Source organism: Pontibacterium sp. (genome assembly GCF_964228735.1).
In the GTDB taxonomy this organism is placed as follows: domain Bacteria; phylum Pseudomonadota; class Gammaproteobacteria; order Pseudomonadales; family Balneatricaceae; genus Pontibacterium.
Window position 1 is genome coordinate 1 of record NZ_CAXRBQ010000127.1, and the last position, 13,443, is coordinate 13,443.

The window sequence follows — 13,443 nt, forward strand, 5'->3', positions numbered from 1 at the left end:
AGCCAGAGTGCCTACAGGACTTGTTCGCACCGTCCCTAAGGACAATAAAAAAGACTGCTCCTCAGACCAGCCTACTGAGCGGGCAATCAACCAATGACATTCCCGGAGCTCTCGATGCTGCAGTTAAACATACGTCAAAAAGTGGTTCTGACCACCGTTGCTGCCGTGGTAGCGGCGATAGCAATCATTAGCGTATTTTCATTAAACTCGAGCCGCGACATCATTCTGGAAGGAACAATTGACAGGGAGTTGCCCGCCATCCTCGGCGAGGTCGCCAACGATATAGACGCCCAACTGATCAGGCCGATCACCATCGCCAAGACGATGGCCAACAACACCGATTACGCTGAGTTCATCCGCCAATCGGAACCACAAGAACAAACCCAGGCCCTGACCCAATATCTGTCACAGATAAACCACGGATTTAATACCTTCACCGCCTTCCTGGTTTCCGCCAAAAGCGGCAGCTACTACACCCCGGCGGGTCTCTTCAAAACCTTGTCACCTCAGGATGAAAAAGACCGCTGGTTTTACGGTTTCGTCGAAAGCGGCAAAGCCTTCGACCTCAGCCTTGATATCGACGAACAATCCAAAGTCCCTACCCTGTTTATCAACTACCGGATGCAGCAGAACGGTGAAACGCTTGCGGTTACCGGCGTAGGCCTCACCCTGGATTCCATGGCCAGCACCATCGGCCAGTACAAAATTCGCGAGCAAGGCTCCATCTTCCTGGTTGATCAGAACGGCACCATCAAGCTGCACAAAGACCCATCGCTGGTCGGTAAGCACATTAATATGCTGGGCGACATCGACACTGGCACCCTGCTCAACCAAGCCCCGTTTGCCACCAGTGAATACGATAAAACTCTGCTCGCCAGCCGCTATCTGCCGAAGATTGGATGGTATGTAGTAGCAGAAGTGCCCAGCGCCGAGGTCTTCTCCGCTATCGATAAGGTCACCTGGGTGACGCTGTGGATGGGTTTGGGGATCGCCGTGCTGTTCACGATCATCAGTGCCTGGATCATCAATCACCTGATTGCACCGTTTGGTCAGGTTGCTGACGTACTGGAAGATATCGGTAAGGGTGGCAGCGACCTGAGCCGTCGCCTGGACATCAGTCGACGCGATGAGACCGGCAAAATCGCAGCGGGCTACAACAGCTTTGTTGAATACATCAGCGAGCTGCTGAGGCAGATCTCCCTGACCGGCGATCAGCTCTATAAAGCAATCGAAGCGATCGACGGCCAGGCCAAGACGATGGAGCAGAAGATTGCCCAGCAAGCGAGCGAGATCGAACAGGTCGCCACCGCCATCCACCAGATGGGTGTGACTGCCGAGGAGATCGCCAACAGCGCCAACCGGGCAGCAGATACCGCTAAGGTTGCTAACAGTGCAGTGTCCGAAGGTGGCCAGTCGGTAAACAACACCGTATCCAGTGTCTCCACCATGGCGGAACATCTGCAGCAAACCAGCGATACCATTAGCCAGCTTGCCGTGGATGCCAGCTCCATCGACAGCGTGCTGGAAGTGATCCGTGGGGTTTCGGAACAGACCAACCTGTTGGCTTTGAACGCCGCCATCGAAGCTGCACGCGCGGGTGAACAGGGTCGTGGTTTCTCGGTGGTTGCAGACGAGGTACGTGTTTTGGCTTCCCGCAGCCATCAGTCCACCGAAGAGATTCGGGAGATTATCGAAAAGCTGCAATCCAACACTCAGGACGTGGTTCATGCAATTTCCAAGAGCACCGACCTGAGCGCTGCGAGCCAGACCGAAGCCAACAACTCCGGTCAGCAGTTGGATAACATCTCGGAAAATATCGCCGCGATGAACGACATGAGCTTGCAGATCGCCTCAGCAACAGGCGAACAGTCCAACGTGGTCAGCGGCATCAGCCCGCATGTAGTGTCGATCGCCGAGATATCGCGTAACAACAGCGAGACGGTGAAGCAGACCTCATCCGAGTGCGGACAGCTGAAGGAGATGGCTTCAGAGTTGAAGGAGTTGGTGTCTAAGTTCAGGTTTTGATGCCAAACGGGGAAGCCCCCCACTCTAACGTGTTGGGCACCGCAATGCGGTGGCCAACCTACACACATCTAATCCCACCAAACTCGTTCCCACGCCCCGGCGTGGGAACGCCTCTCTCAATCAATATATTCAACGATGGCAATCCGTAGGTCGGCCATCGCAAGGCGATGCCCGACGCGTTGCCCCACCCCTGCGCCGCGGCCAACCTACATCCGTAACTTTACCGACTAGGCCTACCTCTACGACATGGTGGCATCTGCCCGGCACGACTATCCTTTAAGCTAATCACCTGTGATTAACCAACAGATTTGGAGCTGTAGCGCCCATGTAAGTACTGGAAAACAAACCGTAAAAAGCTCAGTAAGGAGACACCTATGAAAAAGCTACTACCAATCGGGATGTTACTGCTTTCAATCAACGCCTATGCAGAGCCAATAGATGAACTCATCGAAATTGTTGGCGGCAAAAACCAAATCCAACAGATGCATAACCAGATGATCGAAATAATGGCGGCTTCCAATCCGCAGTTAGCGAATCATCGAGCAGTGATAAAAGCGTGGGCAGATAAGTACTTTACTTGGGAAGAACTGAAGCCGGGCATGGTTCAGGTTTATAAAAAATACTATAGCGATGCGGAAATTGTACGTCTTCTGGAGTTTTATAAATCACCTGTTGGCAGAAAGTCGGTTGAGCTGATGCCCGTCATGTTTTCAGAGGGTGGCAAGGTAGGTCAGCAAGTGGCTTTAAAGTATCAACCGCAACTTATTGAGATGCTACAAGCCGATCAGCTAAACCGGCAATAACACGGTGAATCAGCAATGTCGCCGCTCTGATTCTCGATGAGCACCGGTAGCGATCACGACAAAAAGCTTTGAGGAACGCTCTTATGGGTAAGTGTTACAACAGCGTTGAAATCAGCGCACCAATCGATGATATCTGGATAGCAATCAGCAACTTTCACGATATGTCCTGGGCGCCCGATGTAATCACGTCGGTCACAAAGGTTGGCGACAAAGGTGAAAACGAGATCGGCGCGAAACGCATTCTTAACGACGCCTTTCACGAAACTCTCATCAAATTCGATTCCGGAAAATACACATACTCCTACAGCATCGACGATGGACCCGGACCGGTCGCGAGTGACGCTGTGAGCAATTACATTGGTGTGGTGAAGCTGAGCGATAAGAATGGAGTGTGCCTGGTTGAGTGGAGCTCATCGTTTGATTCAGCAAACGAAGATGAGGTGTCGGAGTTTTGTAATCCGATTTATCAGGCGCTTTTGAGTGCGTTAAAGGACAAGTTTTCGTAAGTACCGCCCAATGTAGGTCAGCCATCGCTTAGCGATGCCTGAAGTGTTGGGCAACGCTATGCGTTGGCCAACCTACTCTCTCGCAGCACGTACACTAACTGTTAACCTTGCTTTGTAGGGCAGGCTTTAGCCTGCCGGTAGCCTGAAGGCTACCCTACATGATGATCCCACACATTTTTCACACACAAAAAAACCGGCCCCGACGAAGTTCCTAAGAATTCCACCGGGGCCGGTTTCTTTATATCTGGCTTAAGCTAAAGCGTTTCTTACTCGAAACGGCCCAGCTCTGCCATTTTCGCTGCAACAGCCGCAAACTCAGGTTTGTGCTCCAGGATCTCTTCCTTGGTCAGACCGTCCAGCTCGTGTGGGAACACCAGCCATTCGTTGGTCTCGTGCACGTAGTAGTCAGGCACGTTGCCGGTCTTGTTGTTCGCAGGCTTGTAGTAAGGCGTTGCGATACGGATTTCCGGGGTGTTTTTCTTACACGCTTTCTTCAGATCAATGATGGTCTGCTGGATGCTCAGACCGGAGTCGTGCACGTCATCAACGATCAGCAGGGAATCTTCAGATTCCAGACGTTTGATCAGGTAGGTCAGGCCGTGAACTTTTACGTGACGGCTACGCTCACCGATACCGGTGTAAGAGGATGTACGGATCGCGATGTGGTCAGCCTCAACACCCAGACAATCCAGCACTTCCTGTACAGAGATACCTACCGGTGCACCACCACGCCATACGCCGACGATGTAGTCAGGGCGGAAACCACTTTCAAATACCTGTAACGCCATCTGGGTAGAGTCTTCCAGAAGTTGCTGGGCGCTGATATAAACTTTTTCCATACGGATCCTATTACTTGTGAAATCAAAATCGGGGCCTCACCACCTGTTATACAGGCACTGATTCCGCTCCAGACGGGGTGCTGCCAAAGCTGAAGTAACCGCCGATCTTTCGTTGTATACAGTTCTGAAAAATTAATCGGCCATTATACACAGGAATCCCTCCCTGCAGATACCAACAGCCGACCCACTTTTGATTTTTAAGGTCGGCGTTGATGTATATCTTGTATCAGGTTTTTTTTCGCCCTTGCGGGCTGTACCCAGATATAAAGAAAGCAGCCGGACGGCTGCTTAATATGAGTTAAAAGGTGTAGCCAGTGGACCTCTCCAATCCCATGCTCAGCACCGACCAAAGCCACCACTCATGCTCCGATCAGGCCAAACAGATCCACTGGCCACAACGCCCTACAAACTTAAAAGTGCCACCTCAACTGAGAGGTGAAGTTCATCAACCCAGAAGCGCGCTTTAATAGCTTCTGAATTACATCCATCGCTTATTCCGCAGCTTTCGCAAAACCATCAGCATTCACCGACTCTGCCGCCACCTCATCACTTGAATCGAACTCCTCCTGGAGTTCGGTCTCATCAGGCAAGAAGATGTTCAGCAAAATGGCACTGATTGCACCGATGGTGATCGGTGAGCCAAAGATGTTCTGAATCGCTTTCGGCAGATACTCCAGCGCTTCGGGTACACCCGCCACGCCCAGACCAAGGCCAAGAGAGATCGCAACGATAAACATATTACGACGGTTCAGATTGGCTTCGGCCAGGATCTTAATACCGGCCACCGCCACCGTACCGAACATGATCAGGGTTGCGCCGCCCAGTACCGGTTTTGGCATCAGCTGCAGTACGCCACCGACAATCGGGAACAGCCCCAGGAACACCAGAATAGCTGCGATATAGAAAGCCACGTAACGGCTTGCCACGCCGGTCAGCTGAATAACACCGTTGTTCTGCGAGAAGGTGGTCATCGGCATGCTGTTAAACACCGCCGCAATACAGGAGTTGATACCATCCGCCAGTACACCAGATTTGATGCGGCGTAGATAAACAGGTCCGCTGACTGGTTGTTTGGACACCATGGAGTTGGCGGTGAGGTCACCGGTCGCTTCCAGTGGCGTGATCAAGAAGATCAGCGCAATTGGAATAAACGCCGCCAGATCGAAGTTAAAGCCATATTTGAACGGTACTGGGAAATTCACAGTTGCCAGCGAAGACAGGCTGCTGAAATCCACCATGCCCATGCTCCAGGCTGCCACGAAGCCAACGGTCAAACCCACGACCACGGCGCTGAGGCGCAATACCTGAAACTGAAAGCGGTTGAGCACCACAATGGTTACCAGTACCAGCAAAGCCAGTCCGAGGTTACGCAGTGATCCCAAGTCTTCGGCGCCGTAGCCACCGGCCATATCGGTCATCGCCACCTTGATCAACGACAGCCCCATCAGGCTGATTACCGTCCCGGTCACTACCGGGGTGATTACTTTGCGCAGCTTATCGATAAACTGGCTGAATGCGATCTCCACAAAGGCAGCGAAGAAGCAGACACCAAAGATGGTGGCCAATACATCTTCATTGCTACCGCCGTTGCCTTTCACAATAAAACCGGCACTGAGGATTACGCTGAGAAAGCCGAAACTGGTGCCCTGCACGCAGAGCAGGCCGGAACCAACAGGGCCAAAACGTCGGGCCTGAATGAAGGTCCCTACCCCCGATACAATCAGTGCCATACTCACCAGATAAGGCACTTCACTACCCAATCCAAGTACACCACCGATAATCAGAGTCGGGGTAATAATCGCGACAAAACATGCGAGCACATGTTGAAGCGCTGCAAACGCAGCAGGCCCTGGTGCAGGCCGGTCTTCCAGGCCATAAATGAGTTCGTCCGTACCGGCTTCTTGCCGGTAATCTTTATCATTTTGCTGAATCATAGAGTGTCTTTCCGTAATTGTTTTTTTTCGGATACTGTTTTCTAGATTTGACCCAAAAGTCAGCATTCAGCTTAAGCCCAAGGCATCATAATGTCCACAATACACAAATATACATGTATACATTTAAGACGTGATTTCATCTCACGTTATGAAACGGCTGAATCGGAGGGATATCAGGATCGGAGGAGATTTAAACTCGCATTCGTTATGCAAGCTGTAAGCGATGTGGCAATGACTCTAAACACTGCCTGGGGAAGCGAAGTATGCGTACCCGGTAGAGCCTGGGTACGCGGAAAAGCTCTGATGCGGCCTTAGAAGTGCCACTTCACCAGCAGTGACGGGTTACGCTCGTCTACGCCAGAAACACCAAACTTGTTGTTCCAGTATGCGTATTCCAGACCTACGTACAAAGGCGACTTGGTACCCATCAGCTTGCCTGCGTTCCACTTCAGCTGAGAGGTAAAGTTCATCTCCGCTGCCAGGTTTGTTTCGGCGGTACTCCAATCCAGGAAACCGTCGTACAGGAACTCTGCAGAGCCGAGTTTGAATGGCAGTCCCCAGGTCAGGGTCAGCTGATCATTATCAGGATCAGTGTCGTTGTTTACGTGGTAGAAGTTGGCGTTGAAGTACTGGAAACCCGGTACGTCCAGGCTTACACCAAAACCCGCCAGGTAGTTATCAAAGCTTTCACCACTCTCCCAGGTACCGGCCAGGTAAACATCTTTAACAGGGCCAAAAGACAGATCGCTACCGGTCAGGTAACCCAGGCTCAGGCGTGGCGCGAACTCAAAGTAGGTTTCGGTATCGCCGTTATCGGACTTCAGACGGTCCATGAAGAAGAACGTATCGCCCCAGTTATGGCCGCTGGCGTGCTCTACGGTGATAACCTGTCGATCCGGGTCACCCAACTCATAGTCACTGCCGTCCAGATAACTCAGGCTAAAATCGCTCCAGAACTGCTCCGCTTGTGCAGATGTGGAGATCATGGTGCCGGCCAGAGCCAGAGCGGCTGTCGTTTTAAACTTCATGCTTACTTCCTTCGGTTTTTATTTTTTTCTGCTGGTTATGAATGTTTTTTGTCGAACCACACGTGACCCGTTTCCGGGAAGCCGTGCCAACCCCACTGCGGCTCGAACAGTGCTCACGATAACGACCAAAGGCACTATCGTCCACAACCACATAATCATTTTGTATACAATTATTACCGCATTATGAACACTGCCCTGCAGCACCACATATGGTGATTAACCCGAAGTATAGGATAGAAACAAAACCCGTAAGATAACGGTATAAAAGTAGAAAATGGACAAGTGGGAATAGTTACTGATTTAAAGATCCAGCAGTGGCAGCAGATCCTGAGGGCTTGCGATATGGAAGTCACTGTCAGCGCCCACCAGCTCCTGATGGTCACCGTAGCCCCAATGCACAGCCACGGAACGGCTGTTTGTGGCCTTTGCAGCATGGATATCACTGGCACGATCACCAATAACCCAGTTGCTTGTACTCTGATGTGATTCGTCGGCCAGAATGCTGGCCAGGTGGGTGGATTTGTCGCTTTTCACGCCCTGGTCTTCACTGCCATGCACAGCAGAGAAGTAACCTGCAAGACCGGCATGCTCCAGCAGCCATTCCGCCTGCAGTTGGGGTTTTGCGGTGAGCACACTCAGGCTCACCGCCCTGCCGCCCTGCTGAGTCAGCTCCTGCAGCAGTTCACGCACACCGGTATAAATCCGATAGTTGAAGATCCCCTTATCGAGGTAATGTGACCGAAAGAGGCCAACAGCTTCGGCAATACGGGCCTGATCCTGCGTGTTGAGCATCCAGGCAAAACTCACCCGAAGGGGCGGACCAAAGCACTGTTGCAGCTGCTGATCGCTGACCTCCGGCTGACCGAGTTCAGACAACGCAACACGGATAGACTCGGCAATGCCGGCCTGGGTATCCAGCAATGTACCATCAAGATCAAAAAAGAGTGTGCTCATCCACTGCGCCTTAAGATGCTAAACCGGTTTGTTCCAATAAATCGCGGCAATTCTAACCCAAAGGTCAGGTTATTTCACAACCCCTATCAGGCAACTCCCACGTATTCGGAGATCATCTCACTGAACCTACGGGTTTCAGCATAGTGACTGATCAGATCCTTACCGCTTCGGCCAGGGTGCAGGTTCGCATCGTTGGAATAAAGCTGAATCAGCGACTGATATACCGCTTTCACTGCATCTTCGTATGCCTGGTGTCCCGAGAAACGGATACGTACGTTTTGCGCGGCCATGGTGTCCGGAGTACCCAGATCTACCTCACCATAGCTAATCAGCATCAGCGGCAGATCGGTTACTTCGGACAAGAGCGCGAGTTTCTCTTTCTCTTTCAGGCCAAAGATACAGATACCGTCGATCCCCAGCTGGCTGTACGCTTTAACACGCTCTATCAGCTGATCCAGAGACTGTTGTTCCAATGCATGCGTGCGGGCAAAGATGGCGAATTCAGGATCGGTTCGCGCCTTGAGCGCTGCCCGCAGTTTATCTTTGGCTTCGTCGATGGAAGTCAGGCTCATCGGCGGTTGGCTGTGTGGACGCGGCAGTACCGTGTCCTCCAGGGTAATCATCGCGGTACCGGCGTGCTCCAGATCCGCCACGGTCCGCATTACGTTAAGCGAGTTACCGTAGCCGCTGTCGCCGTCGACCACGACCGGCAGGTTGGCCGCGCTGCACACACGTCGTGCTTGGTCGGTCAGCTCACTCAGCGTTAGCAAAGAGATATCCGGTGCACCCAGGTTCATCAGTGACGCGACTGATCCGCCCAGAATACCTACCTTAAAGCCAATATCGTTTGCCATCCGGATCGACAGCGGGTCGAACACGGAGGCGCAAGTTACACACTGCTCGGTTTCCAGCAGCTGTCTCATCCGTTTTCTGGAGATGTTGTTCATGTCGAAATACCTAATCACCGCAGTTGTCGGCGAGGATAAAAAATCCCCCTCTCCAAGCCGGAGAGGGGGGAGGCGCTACACATGTTATGACCGTAGCAAGGGGGATATACCTACGGTGAGCCGAGGTATGGATGATCCCAGGGGAGCTGCGTTACCAGCTCAGTTTCTGACAACAAGGTTCGAACGATTTAGCAGGCTGCTGGAAAACGTTTTCGAGGCAGTTAGTACAAGGCAAAAATCGACGAAAAAGCGGAGTTTATGCGTGATAAATGAGCATTTTGAGTCGATTTTTAACGCAGTAATAACAACGCAGATAGATTTCCAACAGCCTAATAAGCCCCCAACGAGCTTACAGGTCGATGACATTCACCTTGCCCTGCTCTTCAGCAAGACGCGCTGCTGCTGATGCCACCGCCAGGTCCTGCAGACCTACACCGGTACCATCAAACAGGGTGATTTCATCATCAGAGCTGCGTCCGGAATGGACGCCATTGATCACGTCACCCACCGGGGTGATGTCATCAACATTCAGTGCACCGGAGGCAACAGCATGCTGTGCTTCACCGATGCTAATAGATTGTGCAACTTCGTCGGTAAACACGGTCGCCGCCGCCAGCAGTTCAGGATCCACTTCCTGCTTACCTTTGGTGTCGGTGCCCATGCAGGCGATGTGCGTACCCGGCTTCACCCAGTCTTTCATCATCAGCGGTTCGAACGCGGAGGTGATGGTGATGATTACATCAGCCTGTGCACCCAGCGTTTGCTGATCCACCGCTTCGAAAGGCAGGCCCAGCTCAGCCGCAACTTCAGCCAGACGTGGCAGGTATTCCGGATGCGGGTTCCACGCCACAACTTTTTCAAAGTCACGCTGCTCAACTGCTGCACGCAGCTGGAAGGTAGACTGGTGACCCGCGCCAACCATACCCAGCACTTTGGAATCCTTACGTGCCAGGTGAGCGATAGATACCGCAGAAGATGCCGCAGTACGTACCGCCGTCAGGTAGTTACCACCGACGATAGATTTCAGCTTACCGGTGTCCGGATCAAACAGGATCACGGTGGACTGATGATTGGTCAGGTTCTTATCAACATTACCCGGCCAGTAACCACCGGATTTCAAACCCAGCACCATACCCGCGCGGTCAAAACCGGACTTAAAACCGTACAGCGCGTCGGCGTGACCGATCGCTTCACGTACTACAGGGAAGTTATAAGCATCGCCTTTTGCCATCGCGGCAAATACGCTTTCCACAGCGGTGAACGCTTCACCGCGACCGACTACGGCTTCACATACCGCTTCGGAAATAATTGAGACGCCTGTACCGGCACCGTTTAACGGGTTCGCCATAGACTTTCTCCTAGATAATTCTGAGGAAGCCGCCCCGAGGGGAGTTTGGGGCGGCTAACGTTCGAAGGGATTAGTACGCTTTACCGCGTGCGCTTACTGGCCACAGGGTTTCTACTTTGCCGTTACGTACACCTACGTAGTAGTCGTGTACGTTGCAGGTTGGGTCACAGTGACCCGGAACCAGCTTCAGTTTCTGGTTCACTTTCAGCGCACCGTTCGGATCGGCGATCACACCGTGCTCATCGGAGCACTTGATGTATTCCACATCGTCACGACCGAATACGTATGGCAGACCACTGTCCACAGATTGTGCTTTCAGACCCGCGTCACAGATCGCTTTATCTGCTTTGGCGTGGCTCATGATGGTGGTCAGGATGAACAGGGAGTTCTCAAACTCGGAGATTCGCTCACCGTTCTCGTCATGAATGGTCTGGTAATCCGCATCCATGAACGCGTAGGAACCACACTGCAGTTCGTTGTACACGCCGGAGTTACCTTCGAAGTAGTAAGAACCGGTACCGCCACCACCAACGATGTCGCACTCCAGACCTTCCTCTTTCAGCATGTCCACAGAACGTGCCACCATCTCAACGGCGATATCGATCTTCTCTTTACGCTCGTTGTAGTTCTGCATGTGCTGCATCGCACCCTGGTATGCCTGGATACCAGAGAACTTCAGGCCTTCAGCCGCGTCGATCGCCTTAGCGATATCTACAACCGGCTGACCCGCTTCAACACCACAACGACCTGCACCGCAGTCGATCTCAACCAGGCATTCAATCTGAGTGCCGTGTTTCTGAGCCGCAGCAGACAGCTCCGCTACGTTTTCGATGTCGTCGACACAGCAGATGGTGCGAGCACCTAGTTTCGGCAGCTGCGCCATACGGTCGATCTTCGCTGGATCACGCACCTGGTTGGATACCAGTACGTCTTTGATGCCACCGCGGGCAAATACTTCCGCTTCAGATACTTTCTGGCAGCACACACCACAGCTGTCACCCAGCTTTTCCTGCAGCAGTGCGATATCAACAGATTTGTGCATCTTGCCGTGTACACGGTGACGAACACCCATCTCTTTAGCGTACTGGCCCATGGTGCGAATGTTCTTTTCCAGCGCGTCCAGGTCTACAACCAGGCAAGGTGTCTGGATATCAGCTTCATCCATTCCCGGTACCGCCGGCACGTCGTAACCCACTTCCAGGTTCTTAGGATCATTCAATGCAGTCATTTTTATTCTCCTGTTGAAAATCAGATCAGTTGTTGAGCCACGGAAGTTTGTCGAGATCGACATTGCCTCCGGTGAGGATTACCCCGACACGCTTACCTTTGAAGATTTCAGGGTTCTTCAGGATCGTCGCCAGCGGTACCGCGCTGCTTGGCTCTACGACGATCTTCATGCGCTTCCAGATCAGCTTCATCGCGTCGATGATCTCCTCTTCCGTCGCGGTGAGGATATCGGTGACGTGATTGCTGACGAAGTGCCAAGTCAGGTCTTTCAACGGCACTTTCAAGCCGTCAGCTACGGTGTTTGGCGCATCATCGGCGATGATGTGGCCAGCACGGAAAGAGCGCGCCGCGTCATCGGCGTTCAGAGGCTCTGCCGCGTAGATTTTGATCTCCGGTGCAATGTTGGACAGGGTCAGGCAAGTGCCGGACACCATGCCGCCGCCACCGATCGGTGCGATCACTGCATCCAGATTCTCCACCTGGCTCACCAGCTCCTTAGAGCAGGTTGCCTGGCCCGCGATTACACGCGGATCGTTGTATGGGTGTACGAAGTCAGCACCGGATTCCGCTACGACTTCGGCAAACACCGCTTCACGGGAGCTGGTTGAAGGCTCACACTCAACGATGGTGCCGCCGTAACCGACTACCGCATCTTTCTTCGCCTGCGGTGCGGTACGTGGCATTACCACGGTTACCGGGATACCACGCTGACCTGCCGCGTAGGACAGAGACAGCGCGTGGTTACCGGAAGAGTGTGTCGCCACCCCCTTCTTTGCTTCCTCTTCAGTCAGGCCGAAGACCGCGTTGGACGCACCGCGCACCTTGAACGCAGCGGCTTTCTGGAAGTTCTCACATTTGAAGAACAACTCAGCGCCGGTCAGTTCGTTCAGCAGGCGCGATGTCAGCACCGGCGTTTCATGGATGTACGGCTTGATACGCTCGTGCGCCGCCAGAACATCGTCGTAGGTCGGAATGATCATGGTCTGTTCAGTCGAACTGCTCATGAGTTACCTCTTCTATTCGGTTGTTGGTTTGCCGGAATTACACGTCCACTTTCTGGGTGGTCTTGCGGTAGTACTCCTGTGCTGCGGCTACGCCGGAGCCCAGTTCAATTGGATAGTTCAGGTCGGCCATCGCCATCTCGATGGTTGCCAGACCAGACAGCACCATTACGTCGGTCAGGGAACCCAGGTGGCCGATACGGAACGCTTTACCGTTCATCTCACCCAGACCGATACCGAAGGACACGCCGTAGGTGCTGAACGCGTGGTCAGTCAGCTGGTTGCTGTCGAAACCTTCAGGTACGTAGATCGCGCTTACGGTGTCGGAGTACAGCTCCGGAGACTGAGCACACAGCTTCAGGCCCCAAGCTTCAACGGCTTTACGCACACCTTCCGCCAGACGGTGGTGACGGGCGTAAACGTTTTCCAGACCTTCTTCAAACAGCATCTCCAGGCTCTCTTTCAGGCCGTAGATCAGCTGGTTTGGTGGGGTGTATGGGAAACCACCCGCATTGTTCGCGTTCATCATGTCGCGGAAGTCGAAGAAGGTACGTGGCAGCTGTGCAGTTTCCATCGCAGCCAGTGCTTTCGGGCTTGCCGCCAGGATCGCCATACCGGTAGTCAGCATGAAACCTTTCTGCGAACCGGAGATTGCGATATCTACACCCCAGGCATCCATCTCAAACGGCATAGACGCCAGCGAGCTTACGCAGTCCACGAACATCATCGCCGGGTGGTTAGCCGCATCCATCGCACCACGTACGGCAGCAATGTCACTGCGTACACCGGTTGCAGTTTCGTTGTGAGTTACCAGTACAACTTTGATCTCGT

The 13,443-nt window shown here is 53.0% G+C and carries 12 protein-coding genes; 3 read left to right on the forward strand and 9 right to left on the reverse strand.

Annotated elements, in window-relative coordinates:
- The first annotated feature begins 114 nt into the window (after positions 1 to 114).
- The 3 genes from ACEQ15_RS14685 (at position 115) to ACEQ15_RS14695 (ending at position 3,334) form a co-directional block, all read left to right on the forward strand.
- On the forward strand, positions 115 to 2,025 hold the full coding sequence (locus ACEQ15_RS14685) for a methyl-accepting chemotaxis protein (protein WP_370279965.1): 1,911 nt from the start codon (positions 115 to 117) through the stop codon (positions 2,023 to 2,025).
- A 374-nt stretch (positions 2,026 to 2,399) separates the two neighbouring features.
- Entirely contained in the window at positions 2,400 to 2,828 is a 429-nt protein-coding gene (locus ACEQ15_RS14690; protein WP_370279966.1) for a DUF2059 domain-containing protein, read from the forward strand.
- An 83-nt stretch (positions 2,829 to 2,911) separates the two neighbouring features.
- The gene (locus ACEQ15_RS14695; RefSeq protein WP_370279967.1) at positions 2,912 to 3,334 is read left to right on the forward strand and encodes an SRPBCC family protein; all 423 of its coding nucleotides are present in this window, start codon (positions 2,912 to 2,914) and stop codon (positions 3,332 to 3,334) included.
- A gap of 266 nt (positions 3,335 to 3,600) precedes the next feature.
- Here ACEQ15_RS14695 and ACEQ15_RS14700 read toward each other — a convergent pair whose 3' ends face one another.
- The 9 genes from ACEQ15_RS14700 to ACEQ15_RS14740 all read right to left on the reverse strand — a co-directional run.
- Entirely contained in the window at positions 3,601 to 4,173 is a 573-nt protein-coding gene (locus ACEQ15_RS14700; RefSeq protein WP_370279968.1) for a phosphoribosyltransferase, read from the reverse strand.
- 491 nt (positions 4,174 to 4,664) lie between these two features.
- Positions 4,665 to 6,107, reverse strand: coding sequence for a nucleobase:cation symporter-2 family protein (locus ACEQ15_RS14705; RefSeq protein WP_370279969.1), 1,443 nt, complete (start codon positions 6,105 to 6,107; stop codon positions 4,665 to 4,667).
- Positions 6,108 to 6,418: 311 nt separating this feature from the next.
- Positions 6,419 to 7,135, reverse strand: coding sequence for a DUF5020 family protein (locus tag ACEQ15_RS14710; protein WP_370279970.1), 717 nt, complete (start codon positions 7,133 to 7,135; stop codon positions 6,419 to 6,421).
- 300 nt (positions 7,136 to 7,435) lie between these two features.
- The gene (locus tag ACEQ15_RS14715) at positions 7,436 to 8,089 is read right to left on the reverse strand and encodes an HAD hydrolase-like protein (RefSeq protein ID WP_370279972.1); all 654 of its coding nucleotides are present in this window, start codon (positions 8,087 to 8,089) and stop codon (positions 7,436 to 7,438) included.
- A gap of 86 nt (positions 8,090 to 8,175) precedes the next feature.
- Positions 8,176 to 9,036, reverse strand: coding sequence for an oxaloacetate decarboxylase (locus ACEQ15_RS14720; RefSeq protein ID WP_370279974.1), 861 nt, complete (start codon positions 9,034 to 9,036; stop codon positions 8,176 to 8,178).
- A 349-nt stretch (positions 9,037 to 9,385) separates the two neighbouring features.
- A complete protein-coding gene (bhcD, locus tag ACEQ15_RS14725; RefSeq protein ID WP_370279975.1) occupies positions 9,386 to 10,384 on the reverse strand; it encodes an iminosuccinate reductase BhcD in 999 nt (332 codons plus the stop codon).
- Between the two features lie 70 nt (positions 10,385 to 10,454).
- A complete protein-coding gene (gene bhcC / locus ACEQ15_RS14730) occupies positions 10,455 to 11,612 on the reverse strand; it encodes a 3-hydroxy-D-aspartate aldolase BhcC (protein ID WP_370279976.1) in 1,158 nt (385 codons plus the stop codon).
- 25 nt (positions 11,613 to 11,637) lie between these two features.
- Entirely contained in the window at positions 11,638 to 12,615 is a 978-nt protein-coding gene (gene bhcB, locus ACEQ15_RS14735; RefSeq protein ID WP_370279977.1) for a beta-hydroxyaspartate dehydratase BhcB, read from the reverse strand.
- Between the two features lie 37 nt (positions 12,616 to 12,652).
- On the reverse strand, positions 12,653 to 13,443 hold a 791-nt coding region (locus tag ACEQ15_RS14740), incomplete at its 5' end, for an aminotransferase class V-fold PLP-dependent enzyme (RefSeq protein ID WP_370279978.1).